This is a genomic window from Microvirga yunnanensis, from assembly GCF_025460875.1.
Genome location: NZ_JAMXFI010000148.1, coordinates 1 through 20,463 on the forward strand (window position 1 = coordinate 1; position 20,463 = coordinate 20,463).

The window sequence follows — 20,463 nt, forward strand, 5'->3', positions numbered from 1 at the left end:
AGAAGAAAGCATCGGATGGATCCCAAAAGTGCAAGTCCACTTTTGGGTCCGATGCTTTAGGACAGCCTCAGAGCGAGCGGCGGAGACCCGCCAGCGCGCCCTGCGCGGCGGCCGCGACCAGCGCGCCGAGATCGGGCTTCTGCTCGAGCGCTCCCGTGGCGGATACGAGACCGCGCGCCCCCTCGAGGGCGCCGGCCTCGAGTTCGAGCGCCAGGAAGCGGCCGCGCTCGTAGGGGCCCGGCAGCCAGAGGGAGCCGGTCCTGTCGGCCGCGAAGCCGAAGCGCTCGTAATAGGGCGCGTCGCCCACGAGAAGCACCGCCTTGTGACCGAGATCGGCCGCGCGCTTCAGCGCCTCGCGCATGAGTTTGGCCCCGAGGCCGAGGCTCTGCACGGACGGATCGATCGCGATCGGGCCGAGCATCAGGGCGGCGCGGTTGGGACCGGCCGAGACGTGCCACAGGCGCACCGTGCCGATGATCTCGCCGTCCCGGTCGATGACCAGGGACAGGCCGTCGGCCGGCATCCTGCCCTCGCGCAGGCGTTCGCAGGTCTTCTGGAACCGGGCGGGTCCGAAGCAGGCATCGAGCAGCGCCTCGCGCGCCTCGACATCGCGGAAGGTTTCTTCGCGGATCGTGATCATGGCCGTGGCCTCCCAAAACACCTGGGGTGAGCGACAGCCCTCGCACCTGCTCGAGCCGAGCAGGCCGTCCGGGACAACTCTGTGGGGTTGATGCCTGCCCCATGTCGCGGGGCAGGCGGGACGTGAGTTTCTAAAGTCGCATTCTCTTATCGCGAAACCGGCAAGCCGCTTTTGCGGAGAATGGTTTAGATCACGTAGGACTTGAGCGGCGGGAAGCCGTTGAACGCGACCGCCGAGTAGGTGGTCGTGTAGGCGCCCGTGCCCTCGATCAGCACCTTGTCGCCGATCTCCAGCGAGACGGGGAGCAGGTAGGGCTCCTTCTCGTAGAGGACGTCGGCCGAGTCGCAGGTCGGACCCGCGAGCACGCACGGCACCATGCGGTCCTGGTCGTGCTCCGTGCGGATCGGGTAGCGGATCGACTCGTCCATCGTCTCGGCGAGACCGCCGAACTTGCCGATGTCGAGATAGACCCAGCGCACCTCGTCCTCGTCGCGGCTCTTCTTCGAGACGAGAACGACCTCGGCCTCGATGACGCCCGCATTGCCGACCATGCCGCGGCCCGGCTCGATGATCGTCTCCGGGATGCGGTTGCCGAAGTGCTTCGACAGCGCCCGGAAGATCGACTCGCCATAGGCTTCGACCTGCGGCACCGTCTTCAGGTACTTGGTCGGGAAGCCGCCGCCGAGGTTGACCATCGACAGGTGGATGCCGCGGTGCGCGCATTCACGGAAGATCGCCGACGCGGACCCGAGAGCCTGGTCCCAGGCTTCGGTGTTGCGCTGCTGCGAGCCCACGTGGAAGGACACGCCGTAAGCCTCCAGGCCCTGACGGTAGGCATGCTCCAGCACGTCCACGGCCATCTCGGGCACGCAGCCGAACTTGCGGGAGAGCGGCCACTCGGCGCCGGCGCCGTCGCACAGGATGCGGCAGAACACCTTCACCTCGGACGCGTCGATGCCGGCCGTCGCGGCGGCCCGGGAGATCTTCTCGACCTCGGCCTCGCAGTCGACCGCATAGAGGCGAACGCCGAGCTCGAGGGCGCGCACGACGTCGCGCTCCTTCTTGATCGTGTTGCCGAAGGAGATGCGGTCGGGCGTCGCGCCGGCATCCAGCGCGAGCTGGATCTCGACCACGGACGCCGTGTCGAAGCACGAGCCGAGCTCGGCCAGGAGCTTGAGCACCTGCGGCTCCGGGTTGGCCTTCACGGCGTAGAAGACGCGCGTGTCGGGGAGCGCACGGGCAAACTTGGAGTAGTTGTCGCGCACGACCTCGAGGTCGACGACCACGCACGGGCCATCCTCACGTCGGTTGCGCAGGAATTCACGGATGCGCTGAGTCATGGCGCTCTCCCCACCAAAGGTTCAATGGAGGTCTTCAAGCCTCCGGATTGAAATTCAGACGATCAGGACATCCTGCCGTCCGGCGTCAGCGGGGAAAGATGGCATCCCGCTTCGTGCGATGGAGACACGAGACGCGGCGATGGGCTCTTCACCCGACGATGCTGCCTTGGATTGGATGGGGATACTCCATCCGCACGCCTGGCAATGATAAACAAGCCTCTTCGGTGTTGACCTTTGGAGGGCCAACGAGACCAAAAAAGCCCGTTCGTCGTTGCTTTAAGTCGCGTCCCCCGTTGAGAACGAGGTGCGCCGGTTTTCGCCTCCGGCTGCCGGTTAGGGGTATCGAGAGCTAGGGCGCTCTCGGGCGGCTGTCCGGCCTCTTGTCCGGATGCCCACCAACCGGCACGCGACCACAGGCACGTGCGAAATTGGGCAGGGGTGAAATAAGCATATTCGCCAGGGATCACAAGAGCTTTTCGAACCCGGCCTGAGATTTTTTTAACCCTGCCGGGACCTGTGTCTTGCCCGCATCACCGTTCAGCCTCCATTAAGCGGGACAGGTACACGGAAGACGCTCCAGCCCCATATTCCAATCCCTTGAATTTCAGCCATTTTCCTCCTTCAGCCGAGAACGCCCCGCAGCCATGACGAACCTGTCCCGCCGTATCCTCCTGCAAAGCCTGCTCGCAGCCACCGCGCTGCCCGCCCTCCATCGCCAGGCCTCCGCGCAGCAGCAGACCGGCGTGCCAGCGCCCAATCCCTTCCGGTACGAGGACGTGGTGCGTCGCGCCCGTGAGCTGGCCGCCGTGCCCTTCGAGGCTCCTCCGACCCAGCTGCCCGAGCCCCTCAACCGGCTCAGCTTCGACGATTACCGCGACATCCGCTTCCGGCCCGACAAGGCCCTGCTGGGCTCCGGCAACGGGCTGTTCCGGATGCAGCTCTTCCACCTGGGCTTCCTCTACCAGCGCCCCGTGACCGTGAACATCATCCGCGACGGGGTGCCCACGCCCGTGCCTTATCAGCGGGAGCTGTTCGACTACGGCCGCAACAAGATCGAGCGGCCGCTGCCGGTCAATCTGGGCTTTGCGGGCTTCCGGCTCCACTATCCCCTGAACGACCCCAAGGTCCTCGACGAGCTCATCGCCTTCCTGGGCGCGAGCTATTTCCGCTTCCTGGGATCGGGCCAGAAATACGGCCTCTCGGCGCGGGGCCTGGCAATCAACGTGGAAGGCGGCGAGGCGGAGGAATTCCCGCATTTCCGCGAATTCTGGATCGAGATGCCCCGGCCCAACGACGAGCGGGCCATCGTCTACGCCCTCCTCGACAGCCCGTCCGTGGCGGGCGCCTACCGGTTCGAGATCTACCCGTCGAAGGAAACCACCCTCGACGTCACGGCGACGCTGTTCCCGCGCCAGACCCTCGCCAATGTGGGCGTGGCGCCCCTCACGTCCATGTTCTTCGAGGGCGAGAACGACCGCAAGCCGACCGACGACTACCGCCTCGAGATCCACGATTCGGACGGGCTCCTCATGCAGTCGGGCGCGGGCGAGTGGATCTGGCGGCCGCTGCGCAACCCGGGCCGCAAGACGATCTCGTCCTTCAGCGACAACAATCCCCGCGGCTTCGGCCTGATGCAGCGCGACCGGGTGTTCGAGAACTACCAGGATCTCGAAGCCCATTACCACCAGCGCCCCGGCTACTGGGTCGAGCCCATCGGCCAATGGGGCGAAGGCTGGGTCGAGCTGGTCGAGCTTCCGACCCCCGACGAGACCCATGACAATATCGTGGCGTATTGGCAGCCGAGCCGGCCCTTCGAGCCCGGCCAGGAGGTCGTCCTGTCCTATCGGCTGCGCGCCGCATCGTCGATCGGCGCCATGCATCCGGGCGGGAAGGTGATCAACACCTTCCAGACCCCGCCCCGGGCGAGCGGATCCAACGCGCCGAGCGATGCCCGGCACCGGCGCTTCATCATCGACTTCGCGGGCGGCAACCTGCCCTATTATCTCGGCGCTCCCGAGCAGGTGCAGCTGGTGCCCTCCACGTCGGCCGGGCAGATCACCAACACGTTCATCATGCCCAACGACCACACGAGCGGCTTCCGGGCGGCCATCGACGTGAAGCTGGAGCCGGGACAATCGACGGACCTGCGCGCCTTCCTGCGCGCCGGCAACCGGGCCCTGACGGAGACCTGGACCTATCCCTGGTTCGTGGAGTGATCCGGGATCGGTGCCGGCCAGCCTGCGGCCTCCGTGACACCCTCCCCGTCATGGCCGGGCTTGTCCCGGCCATCCCGATTGTCTTGAGCACGGCGCTTCTCAGAAGCGGGATCACCGGGACAAGGCCGGTGATGACGTGAGAGGGGCCGTTCGCAACGATTCCGGCCGGACAGGCACGGCGCCCCACAGCAGCGGGACCACCGGCACAAGCCGGTAACGACGGAGCGTGTCATGACCAGGCCGTCTACCCGGAATCACGAAGACCTTGCCAACCCGGGTCGAACCGCGCAGAAGCTGTGCCCGATGGCAGGGGCCTTGCCCTGCGGAGCGGAAGGTGAGTGTCGATGAAGCGGAGCGCCTGGATCGCAGGAGCGGCGGCAATCGGCCTGGGCACGGGCGCCTGGGCCCAGCAGCCGCTGACGGAGGTGACCTTCGGCACCAACTGGATCGCCCAGGGCGAGCACGGCGGCTATTACCAGGCCCTGGCCGACGGGACGTATGAGACATACGGCCTCAAGGTCACCATCGTGCCGGGCGGCCCCCGGGCCAGCAACCGCATGCTCATGACGGTCGGCAAACTCGATTTCTACATGGGCGGCAGCCTGATCCAGGCCTTTTCGGCGGTGGAGAAGGACATTCCCACCATCGTGGTGGCGGCCCATTTCCAGAAGGAGCCCCAGGTGCTCCTCAGCCATCCGGGCCAGGGGCTCGACACCTTCCTCGATCTGAAGACGTCGAACGACATCCTCCTGTCCAAGGACGGTGTCGCCACCTTCTTTCAATGGATGAAGGCGGAATACGGATTCAAGGACGAGCAGGTGAAGCCCTTCGGGTTCAACCCGGCGCCGTTCATCGCCGACAAGGCGGCGGTGCAGCAGGGCTACGTCACGTCCGACCCGCTGACCGTCGAGAAGGCGGCGGGCTCCAGGCCCAACGTGTTCCTGCTCGCGGATTACGGCTTCAGCACCTACTCCACCACGGTGGAGACGCGCCGCGAGACGGTGGAGAAGAACCCCGACCTCGTGCAGCGCTTCGTCGATGCCTCGACGATCGGCTGGTACCATTACCTCTACGGGGACAACACGAAGGCCAAGGAGCTCATCAAGCGCGACAACCCGGAGATGACCGACGAGCTGCTCGCCTATTCCCAGGCCAAGATGAAGGAATACGGCATCGTCGATTCCGGCGACACGCAGACCCTCGGGATCGGCGCCATGACCGACGCGCGCATGAAGGACTTCTTCGACAAGATGGTGAAGGCCGGCCTCTTCAAGCCGGATCTCGATTATCGAAAGGCCTATACGCTCCGGTTCGTGAACAAGGGCGTGGGGCTGACCCTGAAGAAATAAGACAGGAGAGCGACGCCGTCCCGCGTCCCCGCCCCCATGACGCAGCTCCCGTCCGCGCTCGTGTCCCTGAGAGACGTCACGAAGGTCTTCCCCAACGGCGTGACGGCGCTGGCCGGCTTCGACCTCGACATCGTGGCGGGCGAGTTCGTGTCGCTGCTGGGGCCCTCGGGATGCGGCAAGTCCACGGTGCTGCGCCTGATCGCGGGTCTGGCGCAGCCGACGGAAGGGAGCATCGCCTGGCCGGGCTCGACGGGCGACGATCACCGCGGCGAAATCGGCTTCGTGTTCCAGGATCCAACCCTGATGCCCTGGTCCAGCGCGGCGGACAACGTGTGGCTTCCCTTGCGCCTGCGCGGCGTGTCGAGGCGCGATGCGCGCGATCGCATCGCCGAGAGCCTGGCCCTCGTCGGGTTGAGCGACTTCGCGAAAGCCTATCCGCGCGAGCTCTCCGGCGGCATGCGGATGCGCGTGTCGATCGCCCGCGCTCTGTCCCTGAGGCCCAGGCTGCTTCTCATGGACGAGCCCTTCGCGGCCCTCGACGAGATCGCCCGCTTCCGGCTCAACGACGATCTGCTGCGCCTGCAGGCCGAGCTGCGCTGCACCATCGTGTTCGTGACCCACTCGGTCTACGAGAGCGCCTATCTGTCGAGCCGCATCGCGATCATGTCCGGGCGGCCGGGCCGCATCGTCGCCGAGATCCGGGGAGAGCGGCCCGGGGAGCGCCCGAAAGACTTCCGCACCGGCGCGCGCTTTGCCGAGTTGTCCGGACGGATCTCGCAGATCCTCCTCCAGCAGACGCCGGAGGAGCGACCGTGACGGCAGCGGCTCCCGGACCCACACGCAGGCAAGGCGATCCTTTGAAGATCGTCCTGCCGCTCGTCGTCTTCGCAGCCGCCATCGCGGCGTGGGAAGCCGTCGTGCGCATCGAAGGCATCCCGCCCTACATCCTGCCCGCGCCGAGCCTGATCGCCCGAACCCTCGTGACCGACTGGCCGCTGCTGTCAGCCTCGCTCCTGACGACCCTCGAGACGACGATCACCGGCCTCGTGCTGGCCGTCTGCGGGGGCGTGCTGCTGGCGGTCCTTCTGAGCCTCTCGAAGGTCGTCGAGTATTCGCTCTATCCGTTCGCCGTCGTCCTGCAGGTCACCCCCGTCATCGCGGTCGCGCCCCTGCTCCTGATCTACATGCCGCAGGACGTGGCCGTGCTGGCCTGCGCCTGGCTGGTCGCCTTCTTCCCGGTCCTGTCGAATACGATGCTGGGCCTGCAATCCGTCGACCGGAACCTCATGGAGCTGTTCGAGCTCTATGGTGCGCCGGCCTCGCGCAGCGCAGCGGCGCGCTTCGGAGCCCGGCTGAAAGCCCTCTGGTATCTGCGCCGCCCGGCCGCTCTGCCGGCCTTCCTGGCCGGCCTGCGGATTGCCGGAGGGCTTTCGCTGATCGGCGCCGTGGTGGCCGAGATGGCCGCGGGATCGGCCGGGGCCGGATCGGGACTGGCCTACCGCATCATCGAGAGCCAATACCGGCTCAACATTCCACGGCTCTTCGCGGCCCTCGTGCTGCTGGCTCTGACGGGCATCGGGCTGTTTCTCATCCTCGCCTGGCTCAATCACATCCTCCTGCGCCGCTGGCACGAGAGCGCCCTCGCGCCGGACATCTGAACCGTGCGATTCCTTAGCCTGTTAAATATATGCCGGCTTGTCATCGTACCGTCATGAGTCCGAGCCATGCTATGCTCGGAAAAGCTTCGAGGGCCGAGAGACGATGGATACCGACAACAAGCATCCGGGCGTCAAAAGCGTCGGGTGGGCTCTGGTTCAGGCTTCACGCCTGCATCGCAGCCGTACGGGCGACAAGCTCTCCGAACTCGGTCTCTTCGCCGGGCAGGAGCAGGTTCTCCAGGCCCTCGGCAATGCCGGCCCCATGACCATGGGCGAACTCGCGGCCATCCTGCGGGTGCGTCCGCCGACCGCCTCCAAGACGGTCTCCCGCCTCTCCAGCCTCAAGCTGGTGGAGCGCCATACCGAGCCGGGCGACGCCCGCGTGGTGCGCGTGAAGCTCACCAAGGAGGGCAAGCGCAAGGCGGCCGCCATCGACGCTCTGTGGGACGAGGTCGAGTCCGAGCTGCTTCAGGGCTTCGATGCGAAGGACCGCAAGCGCCTGCGCAAGCTCCTGCGCAAGGCCGCCAAGAACCTCGCTGGCCTCACGGGAGCCGATCAGACCGGGTTCGAGGCCGACGATGACGTGGACGGTCTTGAAGCCACCAGCGAGCCGGAGATGGCCGCGACGGCCTGACCATCACCCCTGTGTGCCGCGCACGAGGGCCGTGCGTGGCGGACATTCGCCTCGGGACGGCGGAGCGGCTAGCATCCCCGGCATGGCCGACACCGTCACGACGACCCCGCCCACACTCGCCGCCCAGCGTCAGAACCGCATGATCGGCATTGCCCTGATGTGTGCGGCGCTGTTCTGCTTTTCGTGCCTGGACGCGACGGCCAAATGGGTCAACCACTCGGTCGACCCGATGGTCACGGTCTGGGCCCGGTACATCTCGGCGGCGTTTCTCACCGTCCTGGTCATCAATCCCCGGACCCAGCCCGGGGCCCTTCGGACACGCCGGCTTCCCCTGCAACTCCTCCGGTCGTTCCTGCTCTTCGCCTCGACGCTGTGCAACTTCTTCGCCTTGAAGTCCCTGCAGCTGGTCGAAACGCAATCCATCATCTTCGCGACGCCCCTGCTGGTGGCCCTTCTCGCCGGCCCGGTCCTGGGGGAGTGCGTCGGCTGGCAGCGCATGGCCGCCATCGGGGTCGGCTTCGTCGGCATCCTCGTCATCACGCGACCGGGCCTGGGCACCATGCATCCGGCAGCCCTTCTCTCGCTGACGGGTTCCGTAGCCTATGCCTTCTACAACATCGTCACGCGCATCCTGGCCTCGAGCGATTCCATCGCGACCACGACCCTCTATTCGAGCGTCGCCGGCATCGTCTTCGTCACGCCCGTGCTCCCCTGGGTGTGGTCGACCCCTTCCTCGCCCCTCGTCTGGCTCCTTCTCGCGACGACAGGCTTCTACGGGGCGTTCGGCCACTGGCTGCTGGTCCTGGCCCATGCCCGGGCCCCGGCCGCGATCCTTGCGCCCTTCATCTACAGCCAGATCGTCTGGATGCTGGTCCTGGGTTATGTCCTGTTCGGCGATTGGCCGGATTCTTGGACCTTCGTCGGGGCTGGCATCGTCATCGCATCGGGGCTCTATTTGCTTTACCGTGAACGTGTGAAGCCCCGAAAGCCGGACCACTCCTCATGAGCGACGCCTCCATCGACAATCTGCGCGGGATCGGCCCGGTCACGCTCAGCCGACTGGACGACATCGGCATCCGGACGCTGGACGATCTTCGATCCATGGGATCGGTCGAGGCGTATCGCCGGCTCACATTCATGCTGCCCCGGCAGGTGAGACTCGATGCGCTCTACGCCCTGGAAGCCGCCCTGCGCGATTGCCACTGGCTCGATCTGCCCCAGGACGTAAAGGCGGTCCTCCAGCACCAGGGCAGGATCATCGACGAGGCCCTTCGCCGGGGCGGCGTCACACGCTGCGCTCTCTAACCGACATCGCCATAGGAAACGCCATGAGCCGAACCGACATCCTGATGACTGCGCCGATGATGCCGCTCGTGATCGACGCGCTGGACAAGGCCTTCACACTCCACCGCCTGTGGGAGCAGGCGGACAAGGATGCCTTTCTCAAGGAAGCCGGACCGCGCATCCGCGGCGTGGCGACGAGCACGCTCTTCGGCCGCGTGGACGCCACCCTCCTCGACCGCCTGCCGCATGCGGAAATCATCGCGAGCTTCGGCGTCGGATACGACAACGTGGATGCGGCGGAGGCCGCCAGACGCAACATCGTCGTCACGAACACGCCCGGCGTCCTCGACGACGAGGTGGCCGATCTCACCCTCGGCCTCCTTCTCGCGACCCTGAGAAAGATCCCGCAGGCCGACCGCTATCTGCGCAACGGGAAGTGGCCGAAGGCGTCGTTTCCCCTCTCCGCAACCTTGCGTGAGAGGAAGGTCGGCATCGTCGGGCTGGGGCGGATCGGCAAAGCCATCGCGCGTCGCCTGGAAGGCTTCGATGTCAGCATCGCCTATCATGGGCGCACGCAGCAATCCGACGTGGCCTACCCGTACTATCCGACCGTGACGGGGCTCGCGGAGGCGTGCGACGTGCTGATCGTCATCACGCCCGGCGGCGCTTCGACGAGGCATCTCATCAACGCCGATGTGCTCAAGGCTCTGGGATCCGACGGCGTTCTGATCAACGTCGCCCGCGGCAGCGTCGTGGACGAGCAGGCCCTGATCGAAGCCCTCCGGTCGGGCACGATCCTGAGCGCGGGCCTCGACGTCTACGAGGACGAGCCGCGGGTTCCGCAGGAACTGATCGATCTGGAGCACGTGGTGCTCCTGCCCCACATCGCCTCCGCGTCGGTTCATACCCGCAATGCGATGGGCAAGCTCGTGGCCGACAACCTGATCTCATGGTTCGACGGGAAGGGCCCGCTGACGCCCGTGGCGGAGACCCCCTGGCCCCAAACGTAAGGGCTTTCCCTGGCCGGATGCGAACGCGCCAACGCAGCGGGTCGGCTCAGCGGTAGATCGTTTTGGACAGGGTCTGGCGCGGCGAGACGCCGAAAGTGCGTCGGTAGAGGCTTGCGAATTCGCCCATGTGATTGAATCCGCAGCTGAGCGCGATCTCGGTCACCGTGGCGTGGGCTGGATCCGCCAGAAGGAGGGCTTCCTGGGCCCGCCGGAGCCGCAGGGTGCGCAGGAACGCCATCGGGGTCATGCCGCGAAAGCTCTGGAAGCCGTTCTGCAGGCTGCGGGCGCTCACCCCGGCATGGGCCGCGATGTCGGCCAGCGACAGGGGCTCGGCGAAATGCGCCTTGATGAAGGCCTCCGCCCGCTTCACGTAGAAGGGCGCCGCCGCCGATTGCGGCCGCAGCAGCGCCTCCGAGTAGGTATGGGAGTGCCCCAGCAGCAGAGACGTGAGGAGGGTCTGTTCGAGCTGTCGCTGCGCCTCGGGCAGCAGCTTCAGCATCGAATGCGGATCCTGCAGCTCGGACGCCACATACTGGGTCAGCCGCAGCCAGCTCTGCCCCGCCGCACTGTCGAGGGAGAAGTTCGTTTGGAAATCGATGGGTGTCTCGATGTCCCTCCCGAGCAGCTTCGCACAATACTCGGCGATTCTGCCTCGATTCATCAGCACGACGCGCGTCTCGCAATCCTCCGCATAGTGCAGGGTCTCACGGGGTCCGGAGGTGATCATCACCCCTTGGTTCCGCGAGATCCCGAACTCCTCCCGGTCCAGGAGAACCCGGCCCGTTCCCTCGTTGGCCATCACGAAGCCCAAGAGATCGCCGGCTTCGTATTGCTCGAACTCGACGGCGATCTGAGAGCCGTAGCGGATGTCGAAGACCGCCAGGTTCTCCGCACCATGGAAACGGAACGTGCTGTTGACCGACCTGTCACGGCTCAAGGGAACAAGCTTGTGGGGCGTGATCTGCGAGCTGACCACGTGCTCGATCTCATCGAGCTCGAGAGACCGGTAGGAATGCTCGAGAATGGCTCCGCTGCGCTCCTTCCGGCCGCGAATCCGGTCCCGCGGGTCCGATGCCGGCCCTTCCCCGGATGCGTGCTTCTCCGCCCCGTCCATGATCACGCCGTCCTGCACGGAGTTTCTCCTGGAAGGTTCCTGGCACGGGCGTGCGGGCAGGCCCCAGTTCGTCCCGGATGTTCCCGTGCCACGCCAAAAGCCGCTTCCAGCAGAGGCTGTGGCTCGTCACGTGGGTCCAAGATCGGGACCGATGCACCGTGTTCACGTCTCGGTTCGTGTGTCCTTCGCACCATTGATGCCGCCCGGATTGTCAGAGCTCCGACGATGCGCCGACCGATATGAAATTTCGGCACATCTCTCGAATGCTCTTTCTGCAACATGATGACGTTATAATCAATACGGACCGAGAAGAGCCGTCTCAGGAGTGAGCCTGGGCGGGGGCCTAGCGCATCGGACGGACCCAGAGGGCCGCGTCAGCGAAAAGTGGACCCGGTATTCGCTGACGCGGCCCTGCGGGTCACTAGCGTGGCCCTTCGGGTCGCTTGCGCGGCCCTTCGGGTCACGAGCGTGGCCCGCCGGGTCCGCCTCATCCGATGCGCCGGTCAAGAGAGGGAGCCTCGGATGAATCCCAAAAGTGGTGTCCACTTTTGGGTCCGAGGCTCCAGCCCCTCCGCCCGTTCGAACCCTTCCATGCGGGCGGCTCCGGTCGGCGTGAGTCCGTCCCGGGGGCCCGTCGCGACGCCCTCCCGGTGCGAACACGGCTCGATCATGAGGTTTGCTGCGCAATTCCGATATGCCTTGCGCTTCTCCGATTTCCGCTATGTAACCGACGTGAGATCGTTGGGACGACTTCATCAAGTCAAACAGATGACGAACATCCTATACCAGAGACGATACAACCAACTTTCGCGTGAGGCTTAAAATGATCACAACAACTGCAAGTCCGCGACAGTCAACCATGTCGATCCTGATCGACTTCATGTTCGGAGAAAAATCACAGCAGGTACCTTGCTACAACTCAAGAGCATCCGATTTGACGACGTTTTTGGTGAAGTTCTATTTTGCACGAGGAATTATGTTGTATTGCCTCAGCCAGTATAGCGGCTCCATTCGGGACTTCAGTATCGTCCTGCGGATGGATTGGAGGCACCGTGGGGCGGCGGCATGGATTGCCAAAGCAGAGCGCGCCAACAGCAGAGCCGCGCGGGGGTAATGCCGATCAACCACAAGAAATAATCCGCCTATCCCAAACCACGGCAAACTGAAAAGGCAGGCTTTCAAGCCTGCCTTTTTTCCTTGGTTCACCCGTGACGGGAGCAGTGCGGGACCGGCGCTCGAAGCAACGACGGCTCAGAGCGCAAACCCGCCGTCGACGAGATGGATGTGTCCCGTCGTGTAGCTGGCCTCGTCGGACGCGAGATAGACGGCAAGCGCCGCCACCTCCTCGGCCGTGCCGAGCCGACCCATGGGCTGACGGTCGACGAAGGCCTGACGCACGCTCTCCAGGCTCTGACCGGAACTCGCGGCGAGCGCGGCAATCCGCTCGTCGAGCGAGGGCGACTGGATCGTGCCGGGGCAGATGGCGTTGGCACGGACCCCGCGCTTGATGAAATCGGCCGCAACGGCCTTCGTCAGGCCGATCACCGCCGCCTTCGTGGTCCCATAGACGTATCGATTGGGAATCCCGCGGACGGACGAGGCGCCCGACGCGATATTGACGATGGAACCCCGGCCCTTCTCCAGCATGCCCGGCAGCACCGCCCGGATCGTCCGGTGCATGGACTTGACGTTCAGATCGAACGAGAAATCCCAGTCCCGGTCGGAGCATTCGAGGATCGTACCGTGATGAACGAAACCCGCCGCGTTGACGAGAACGTCGAACGGCCCCGCCTCGGCAACGAGCTGTTCAACATCGGCGTTCGACAGCACGTCGAGCCTGCGCCGCTCGGCGCCCTCGAGGCCGTCGAGCTTGGCGACGTCCAGATCCGTCGCCCAGACCCGTGCGCCCTCGCGAAGGAAAGCTTTCGCGATGGCGCGTCCGATCCCCTGCCCGGCCGCCGTGACGAGGGCCGTCTTTCCGTGAAGTCTGTTCATGACAGCCCCCGCTCCTTTCGTTCAGCTCAGTGGTTGTCGCGCGGCACGCCGAAGGTCTGCGCGACCTTCTGGTACTTCACGGCCGGCTTCAGGGTCATGCCCTCGGAGAGCTGATCCACCATCGAGCGCTGGATCTCCTGCCAGGGCGTCTGGCTCGCCGGATAGGCATAGCCGCCCCGGGCTTCGAGATCGGCGCGCCGCTTCTCGATCTCTTCCGGCGAGAGAAGGATATCGGCGCTGCGCTTGTTGAGGTCGATGCGGATCCGGTCGCCCGTCTGCAGCAGCGCCAGACCGCCGCCGACGGCCGCCTCCGGCGAAGCATTGAGGATCGACGGCGTTCCCGAGGTGCCGGACTGGCGCCCGTCGCCGATGCACGGCAGCGAGAGAACGCCGCGCTTGATGAGCGCGCCCGGCGGCTGCATGTTCACCACCTCGGCAGCGCCCGGATAGCCGACCGGGCCGGCGCCGCGCATGATGAGGATCGTGTGCTCATCGATGTTGAGGGACGGATCGTCGATGCGGTGGTGGTAATCCTCCGGCCCGTCGAACACGACCACCCGTCCTTCGAAGGCGTTCGGATCCTCCGGATTGTTGAGGTAGCGTTCCTGGAATTCCGGGCTGATCACGCTGGTCTTCATGATCGCGGAATCGAAGAGGGTTCCCTTCAGGTTGAGGAACCCGGCCTTCTCCTTCAGCGGATTGTCGTAGGACCGGATCACGTCGTGATCCCAGGTGAACTTGCCCTTGCAGTTCTCACCGATGGTCGTGCCCGTGCAGGTCAGCGCGTTCTCGTGGATCTTGCCGGCACCGATCAGCTCGGCCATCACGGCCGGCAATCCGCCGGCGCGGAAATACTCCTCGCCGAGATACTCGCCCGCGGGCTGGACGTTCACGAGGAGCGGAATCTCGAAACCGATGCGCTCCCAGTCGCCGTTGTCGAGCGGCACGCCGATATGCTTGGCGATCGCGTTGATGTGGATCGGCGCGTTGGTGGAACCGCCGATGGCCGCATTGGCCACGATGGCGTTCTCGAACGCCTCGCGGGTCATGATGTCGGAGGGCTTCAGGTCCTCCCACACCATGTCGACGATGCGCAGACCCGTCTCATAGGCCATCTGGCCGCGCTCGCGGTACGGCGCGGGCACGGCGGCGGAGCCCGGCAGGGACATGCCGAGCGCTTCGGCGAGCGCGTTCATCGTGGAGGCCGTGCCCATGGTGTTGCAATGGCCGACCGAGGGCGCGCTCGAGCCGACGATGTCGATGAACTGCTGATAGTCGATGTCGCCGGCCGCATGGCGCTCGCGCGCCTTCCAGACGATGGTGCCCGAACCGGTGCGCTCCCCGTGGTGCCAGCCGTTGAGCATGGGACCGACATTGAGCGAGATCGCCGGGATGTTCACGGTCGCGGCCGCCATGATGCAGGCCGGCATGGTCTTGTCGCAGCCGGTGAGCAGCACGACGCCGTCGAGGGGATAGCCGTAGAGAACCTCCACGAGGGAGAGATAGGCGAGATTGCGGTCCAGGCAGGCGGTGGGGCGCTTGCCCGTCTCCTGGATCGGGTGGCACGGGAATTCGAAGGGCACGCCGCCGGCCGCCGTGATGCCGTCGCGCACGCGCTTGGCGAGTTCGAGATGGTGGCGGTTGCAGGGCGACAGATCGGATCCGGTCTGTGCGATGCCGATGATCGGCTTCTTGCCCTGCAGCTCCTTCCCCGTCAGTCCGAAATTCAGGTAGCGCTCCAGGTAGAGCGCGGTCATGCCCGGGTTGTCCGGATTGTCGAACCATAGCCGTGAGCGAAGCTGATCGGGAGTGCGACGGTGAGGCCTCTCAGCCATTCTTCATATCCTTTCGGGCATCCGTAAACGCAGTGGCGGTATTTGATCCAGGTCAGGGGGCAAGATCAACCGTCCCCTGACTAAAGTAGCTGCCTTTCGGGCATGCGAAGAGGCGTCTTCACGCGACAGCGATCCAGAGGCATTCCACCACGGCAAAGTTCGTGTTACATCGTTTCGGAATCGGGAACCTTCCCGGTGCGCCGCCTCCTCGTCCAACAACGTCGGGTCGCCCCCCATGTTTCGACGCATTCTCCCTTTCGCCCTGACGATCCTCGCGTCTCCTGCCCTGGGGGACGATTGCCCGGCGGCCCGGACCGCGAAGCTGGGCTTTGTTCTCGAACGGCAGGGAACGGTTTCGGAAATCCGCCCCACCTCGGATCACTTCGTGCACGTGGTGAACGCCTATCCGGGCGGGAAGAGACAGGACGTGATCTATTATCGCGGGTTCTTCCCGATCAGCCGTTTCGACGACACGGCCCGGAGCATCAACATTCCCGTATCGGATCTGCGGACGGTCTTCCCGCTCGAACCGAAGGCCCGCCGCGCCCTGACCTATGCGCCGGCGCAGCCCGACAAGGTCGGCGCCCTGATCTCGCTGGAGCTGACGGTCACGGGTCAGGAGCAGATTCAGCTCGGAACCTGCTCCTACGCGGTCCTGGTGGTGCGCAACCGCTTCCTGGATGGCGAGGGCAAGGTCACCTCGGAGCACACGGACCTGTACTCCCCGGAGCTCGGCTTCGTCCTCGGAAAGCGCTACGAGGAGCGGGGTGGCGCGCAGACCACCGTGAGGTACCAGAGCATCCGGCCCCTGGGGCGGGTGTCACCCCTCTGAGAGGCGCGCCGTCAGCTCAGGCCGCCGGCCGTGTCGTCGATCTGCGCACGCATGGCCGGATCGAGATCCAGCGCCTGGGCCAGCTGGTGCAGGAACTCGCGCTCCTGCATGGTATCCGGATCGATGGCGAGGCGAGCGGCCGCATAGACCTGCGCGGCCTTGTCGGGGTCGTTGACGTTGGCGGCCAGCTCCTCGACGTCGGCCGGCGAGGCCATTTCCGTCTCCAGCCAGCGGCTCGCCTCCGGGTCGATTCCGGCTTCGGTCAGCCCTTTGGCGATCCTGGCCCGCTCGGCCTGGTCGATGTGCCCGTCCGCGGCGGCGGCCGCCACCATGGTGCGCAGGAACAGGAGCGCGTCGTCCTCGGTCTGCGAGACCGGGTGGAAGCGCGACGTCTCCGGCAGGCTCAGGGCGGATTGCGCGACATCCTCCTCGGATCGGGCTGCGGGAGCGGAGGGCGCGGTCGTTCCGCCCGCTGACGCTCCCTTGGCCGTCTGCTGGTTCTGGTAGGCCTTGTAGGCCAGGCCGCCGATCACCGCGAGGCCGCCGAGCTTGACCAGATTGCCGGTCACCTTGCCCTTCTTGCGCCCCTTGAACAGAAGGCCCGCGAGGCTGACCAGGGCCGTCTGGGTGAGCCCGGGATGCTGGGCGGCGAAGTCCTTCGCCTTCTGCAGAAGCTGATCGGGCGTGTGACCGGCGATCTGGGTCACGCTCCTGCCGGCCTGCTGGCCCTGGTTCCCGGGACCGGATTGGTCGGGAGTGCGGTGATCAGGACGGCCGATGGCTCCCACGAACGCATCCAGAAGCTTCCTGTAATCGACCATGAGGCTCTCCCGTTGTCTTCGATCCAAGCAAAGAACAACGGGAGGATCGCCGAATGGTTCAGGTTGCGCGGCCGATCTTCAGGCAGGTCTCGGCACCATCGCGGCCCGCGCCCTCACGAGCTGCGACACGACCACGGGGCTCGCCATCACCAGTCCGATCAGAGTGGTCTCCACGTCGGGCGCGATGATCGGCAGCGCCGCGAGGCCGATGAGCCAGCGCTCCCAGGGCCGCATCAGCGTGAGCCCGTACCCGGCGAAAGCCGCCGACAGGAACACGATGCCGATGACGGCTCCGGCCGTCACGAAGAGGAAGCCCGGCCAGGTGAATTCCGGGGTGACGATCAGCATGGCCGGGCCATAGACGAACACGAACGGAACGAGGGCCTTGCCCAGGCCCAGCCGGAAGGCCGTGTTGCCCGTCCTGAACGGATCCGCCCCCGCCATGCTCGCCCCCGCATAGGCGGCGAGCGCCACGGGCGGCGTGATGTCGGCCAGCACCCCGTAATAGAACACGAAGAAATGTGCCACGAGGGGCTGGACGCCGAGGAGGCCCAGGGCCGGCGCCGCGACCGTGACCATGATGATGTAGTTCGCCGTCGTCGGCACGCCGCACCCCAGCAGGATGCACACGATGGCGGTCATCAGCAGGGTGAAGAACAGCGTCATGGCCTTCATGTCGGCGAGGCCCGCGGGCGCGAAGTCCATGAAGCCCTGGGCGAGCTGTGCGGCGAACGACGTGACGATGAAGGAGATCTTGAAGCCGACGCCGGTGAGCGTGACGATGCCCACGATGATGCCGACGGTCGCGGCCGCCGCGCCCACCCCGATGGCATATTTGGCCCCGACCACGAAGGCGTCGACGAGGTCGAGAACGATGGCCTTTCCGGCCTCGCTCCGCAGGAACGTGACGACGAGAAGCGCCAGCACCAGGGCCAGGAGCGGGACCACGAAGACCAGCTGGGTGAGCACCCCCATGGCGATGGCCCCGACGATGGCGGCCAGGAATCCGAGCGTGATGGCCGGAACGCGCGAGGCCCCGACCACCAGGCAGGCCGTGATGCCCCAGAAGGCCGCGAGATAGGGGGTGAAGCCGGAGAACAGCACGATCAGCAGCACGGCGAGCGGCATGATCGTCTGCCAGCCCTCGCGGACGACCTGGGCGGCCCGGGGCAGTTCCTCCGCGGGCAGCCCCTTCAGCCCGGAGCGCTTGGCCTCGAGATGGACCTGCATGAACACGCCGAAGAAATGCATGCAGGCCGGAACGACCGCCGCCAGGATCACCGTCTGGTAGGAAACGTTGAGGAACTCCACCATGAGGAAGGCGGCGGCGCCCATGATCGGCGGGGTGATCTGGCCGCCGGTCGAGGCCGCCGATTCCACCGCCGCCGCGAAATGGCGCTGGTAGCCGACGCGGATCATGGCCGGAATCGTCAGGGAGCCGACCGTGACCGTATTGGCGATGGAGGAGCCGGAGATCATGCCGAACAGGGCCGAGCCGAAGATCGACACCTTGGCCGGGCCGCCCGCGTAGCGGCCCGCCACGCAGGTCGCGAGGTCGATGAAGAGCTTGCCGAGGCCGACCCGGGTCGCGAGCACGCCGAAGAGCACGTAATGGAACACGTAGGTGGCGACCACCCCCAGGGCGATGCCGTAGATGCCCTGGCTGGTCAGGTAGAGATGGTTGACGATGTTGGACCAGGAGGCGCCGGGATGCTGGAGGATGCCCGGCATGGAGGGGCCGAAATAGGCGTAGAGCATGACCCCGATGGCGATCACCGGAAGCGGCCAGCCCACGGATCGGCGGGTCGCCTCCAGGAGGACGAGGATCAGGATCGTCCCCATGACGACGTCCGTCGGCGACGGATTGCCGACCCGGAACGCGAGTTCGCTGAAGATCCAGGGGACGTAGAGGCTGGAGACGGCCGCCGCCACGGCGAGAGCCCAGTCGAGCAGGGAGATGCTGCCCGGCCGCCACCACGTGGAGGGAGCGATCCGGTCTTGATCGCTCTTGAAGGCCGAGAAGACGAGGAAGATCAGGCCCAGGACGAAAGCCATGTGAATGCCGCGATGGGTGGCTTCCCGCAGCAGCCCGAAACCGGCCGTGTAATAGTGGAAGAACGAGAGCGCCAACAGCAGACCGGCCACGAGCCAAGCGGTGCCGGGCGGCAGGGGCCGGAAGCGCATCTCGGGATCGAACTTCTCCTCGAGGCTGCGGTTCTCGATGATGACGCTGGGATCGGCTGCGGACATGGGGGCTCTCGTGGCAGGCAAACGTGGCAGGCAAAGCACCTCCCGCGGCGTCGGCCACGGGAGGTCGAACGGGCGGATGGACGGGACGGATCAGCCCTTCGACAGGCCGGCTTCCTTGTAGAAGCGCTCGGCCCCGGGATGCACCGGGATGCCCGCGCCCACCAGGGCGCTTTCCTTGCGGATGAGCTTGCCTTTGGCGTGTCCGGCATCGAGGGCCGCACGGGTCTTGTCGCTCCATAGACCCTTGACGACCTCGTAGACGACCGCCTCGGGCACCTTGGCGGAGGTCACCCATTGGGCGCCCACCGCGAGGGTCTTCACGGCAGCCACGTCCTTGTAGGTGCCGGCGGGAATCTCGTCGGCCGCGAAGAAGCTGTATTGCTTGCGGATCGCGTCCGCCTCGGGGCCCGAGAGCGGGACGAGATCGACGCCGCCGCCCGTCGCCGCGAGCTCCGTGATGGCGCTGGTGGGATAGCCGCCGACGAAGAAGAAGGCGTCGAGCCCGCCGTCGCGCATGCGCTCGGCCGCCTGGTTGGGCTTGAGGAAATCCGCTTTCACGTCCGATTCCTTGACGCCCCAGCCCGACATGATGATCCGGGAATCCACGAGGGTGCCGGAGCCAGGTTCGTCGAGCGACACGCGCTTGCCCTTGAGGTCGGCGACGGACTTGATGTTGGCGGATTTCGCCGCCACCAGATGGATGCTCTCGGGATAGAGGTTTGCGAGGAGGCGCAGATCCTCGATCTTGCCCTTGCCCTCGAACAATCCGGTCCCCGTATAGGCCCAGTAGGCGACGTCGGCCTGGGTGAAGCCCGACTCGAGGGCACCCGACACGATGGAATTGACGTTGGCCACCGAGCCGTTCGACGCCTGGGCGGTCAGAACGAGCTGCGGCGGGTTCGAGACGGCATTCGCGATGAGGCCCCCGACCGGGTAGTAGGTGCCGGCCGTGCCGCCGGTGCCGATGCGGAAGAAGGCAGGTGCTTGTGCGAGGGCGTGGCGGCTCAGGACAGTGGCAGCCCCGAGGCCGAGGCCGATCTTCGCGAGGTCGCGGCGGGTGAATCTGACGGACATGGTGTTCCCCTGGTGAAGGATGTGACCGCTTGCAACACGGTTCTGCTTCACTCTAGCTGGAAACCGGTCCCCGTCCATAGGCGGTTCTGCTCAGTTCCAGGGATGTTGTTCTTTCCTGCGGACGAGATCAGCGCGCCAACAGGGAATGGATGCGCTCTTTAAAGAGGTGGGAGCATCGGAGTTGATCGAAAAAGCGGGTCCAGTGTTCACGTTCGCTGCTCCAGCCCGTCCGTGTCCTGTGTTGTCCATGGGGTTTGATGAACGCGGAAGCTCCCGTGCGTACTGCCCGGCAAAAAGCCCTCGGAGCGGTTTGCTCGCGAGGGCTTATGTGATTTGGTTGCGGGGACAGGATTTGAACCTGTGACCTTCAGGTTATGAGCCTGACGAGCTACCGGGCTGCTCCACCCCGCG

Annotated in this window: 18 protein-coding genes and 1 tRNA gene; 10 read left to right on the plus strand and 9 right to left on the minus strand. The window is 65.8% G+C overall.

Annotated features, from left to right (window positions below; translation table 11 throughout):
- Positions 1–67 precede the first annotated feature (67 nt).
- Together NF876_RS38290 and NF876_RS38295 are read right to left on the minus strand one after the other, a co-directional pair.
- Complete coding sequence (locus tag NF876_RS38290) at positions 68–640, minus strand: GNAT family N-acetyltransferase (protein WP_262273125.1); 573 nt, start codon at positions 638–640, stop codon at positions 68–70.
- Positions 641–825: 185 nt separating this feature from the next.
- Positions 826–1,980 (minus strand): type III PLP-dependent enzyme, encoded by a 1,155-nt coding sequence (locus NF876_RS38295; protein ID WP_173946044.1) that lies wholly within the window; start codon positions 1,978–1,980, stop codon positions 826–828.
- 644 nt (positions 1,981–2,624) lie between these two features.
- Here NF876_RS38295 and NF876_RS38300 point away from each other — a divergent pair.
- The 8 genes from NF876_RS38300 (at position 2,625) to NF876_RS38335 (ending at position 10,131) form a co-directional block, all read left to right on the plus strand.
- On the plus strand, positions 2,625–4,196 hold the full coding sequence (locus NF876_RS38300; RefSeq protein ID WP_262273126.1) for an OpgD/OpgG family glucan biosynthesis protein: 1,572 nt from the start codon (positions 2,625–2,627) through the stop codon (positions 4,194–4,196).
- 344 nt (positions 4,197–4,540) lie between these two features.
- Positions 4,541–5,545, plus strand: coding sequence for an ABC transporter substrate-binding protein (locus NF876_RS38305; RefSeq protein WP_262273127.1), 1,005 nt, complete (start codon positions 4,541–4,543; stop codon positions 5,543–5,545).
- 36 nt (positions 5,546–5,581) lie between these two features.
- Positions 5,582–6,361, plus strand: a complete 780-nt coding sequence (locus NF876_RS38310) for an ABC transporter ATP-binding protein (RefSeq protein WP_262273128.1) — start codon at positions 5,582–5,584, stop codon at positions 6,359–6,361.
- A complete protein-coding gene (locus NF876_RS38315; protein WP_262273129.1) occupies positions 6,358–7,203 on the plus strand; it encodes an ABC transporter permease in 846 nt (281 codons plus the stop codon). The genes NF876_RS38310 and NF876_RS38315 overlap by 4 nt, the downstream gene beginning before the upstream one ends.
- A 103-nt stretch (positions 7,204–7,306) precedes the next feature.
- Positions 7,307–7,837, plus strand: a complete 531-nt coding sequence (locus tag NF876_RS38320) for a MarR family winged helix-turn-helix transcriptional regulator (RefSeq protein ID WP_262273130.1) — start codon at positions 7,307–7,309, stop codon at positions 7,835–7,837.
- A gap of 82 nt (positions 7,838–7,919) precedes the next feature.
- Complete coding sequence (locus tag NF876_RS38325) at positions 7,920–8,843, plus strand: DMT family transporter (RefSeq protein ID WP_262273131.1); 924 nt, start codon at positions 7,920–7,922, stop codon at positions 8,841–8,843.
- Complete coding sequence (locus NF876_RS38330; RefSeq protein WP_262273132.1) at positions 8,840–9,142, plus strand: TfoX/Sxy family DNA transformation protein; 303 nt, start codon at positions 8,840–8,842, stop codon at positions 9,140–9,142. Before NF876_RS38325 ends, NF876_RS38330 begins: the two co-directional genes overlap by 4 nt.
- A 23-nt stretch (positions 9,143–9,165) precedes the next feature.
- The gene (locus NF876_RS38335) at positions 9,166–10,131 is read left to right on the plus strand and encodes a 2-hydroxyacid dehydrogenase (protein WP_262273133.1); all 966 of its coding nucleotides are present in this window, start codon (positions 9,166–9,168) and stop codon (positions 10,129–10,131) included.
- Positions 10,132–10,177: 46 nt separating this feature from the next.
- Here the strand turns inward: NF876_RS38335 and NF876_RS38340 are convergent, their stop codons facing one another.
- Positions 10,178–11,263: an AraC-like ligand-binding domain-containing protein gene (locus tag NF876_RS38340; protein ID WP_262273134.1), complete on the minus strand. Its 1,086-nt coding sequence runs from the start codon at positions 11,261–11,263 to the stop codon at positions 10,178–10,180.
- Positions 11,264–12,104: 841 nt separating this feature from the next.
- On the opposite strand from NF876_RS38340, the gene NF876_RS38345 reads away from it, so the two are divergent.
- A complete protein-coding gene (locus NF876_RS38345; protein ID WP_262273135.1) occupies positions 12,105–12,359 on the plus strand; it encodes a hypothetical protein in 255 nt (84 codons plus the stop codon).
- Positions 12,360–12,496: 137 nt separating this feature from the next.
- Here NF876_RS38345 and NF876_RS38350 read toward each other — a convergent pair whose 3' ends face one another.
- Together NF876_RS38350 and NF876_RS38355 are read right to left on the minus strand one after the other, a co-directional pair.
- The gene (locus tag NF876_RS38350) at positions 12,497–13,240 is read right to left on the minus strand and encodes an SDR family oxidoreductase (RefSeq protein ID WP_262273136.1); all 744 of its coding nucleotides are present in this window, start codon (positions 13,238–13,240) and stop codon (positions 12,497–12,499) included.
- A gap of 26 nt (positions 13,241–13,266) precedes the next feature.
- Positions 13,267–15,075, minus strand: a complete 1,809-nt coding sequence (locus NF876_RS38355; RefSeq protein WP_262273137.1) for an IlvD/Edd family dehydratase — start codon at positions 15,073–15,075, stop codon at positions 13,267–13,269.
- A gap of 235 nt (positions 15,076–15,310) precedes the next feature.
- Between NF876_RS38355 and NF876_RS38360 the strand changes: the two genes are divergently transcribed.
- A complete protein-coding gene (locus NF876_RS38360; protein ID WP_262273138.1) occupies positions 15,311–15,907 on the plus strand; it encodes a hypothetical protein in 597 nt (198 codons plus the stop codon).
- Positions 15,908–15,918: 11 nt separating this feature from the next.
- On the opposite strand, the gene NF876_RS38365 is transcribed toward NF876_RS38360, so the two are convergent.
- The 4 genes from NF876_RS38365 to NF876_RS38380 form a co-directional block, all read right to left on the minus strand.
- Positions 15,919–16,728 carry a tellurite resistance TerB family protein gene (locus tag NF876_RS38365; protein ID WP_262273139.1) on the minus strand — a complete coding sequence of 270 codons (810 nt, stop codon included), beginning with the start codon at positions 16,726–16,728 and terminating at the stop codon, positions 15,919–15,921.
- A 78-nt stretch (positions 16,729–16,806) separates the two neighbouring features.
- Entirely contained in the window at positions 16,807–18,978 is a 2,172-nt protein-coding gene (locus NF876_RS38370) for a TRAP transporter permease (protein WP_262273140.1), read from the minus strand.
- A gap of 90 nt (positions 18,979–19,068) precedes the next feature.
- Positions 19,069–20,052: a TAXI family TRAP transporter solute-binding subunit gene (locus NF876_RS38375; protein WP_262273141.1), complete on the minus strand. Its 984-nt coding sequence runs from the start codon at positions 20,050–20,052 to the stop codon at positions 19,069–19,071.
- A 334-nt stretch (positions 20,053–20,386) separates the two neighbouring features.
- Positions 20,387–20,463 (minus strand) — tRNA-Met (locus NF876_RS38380).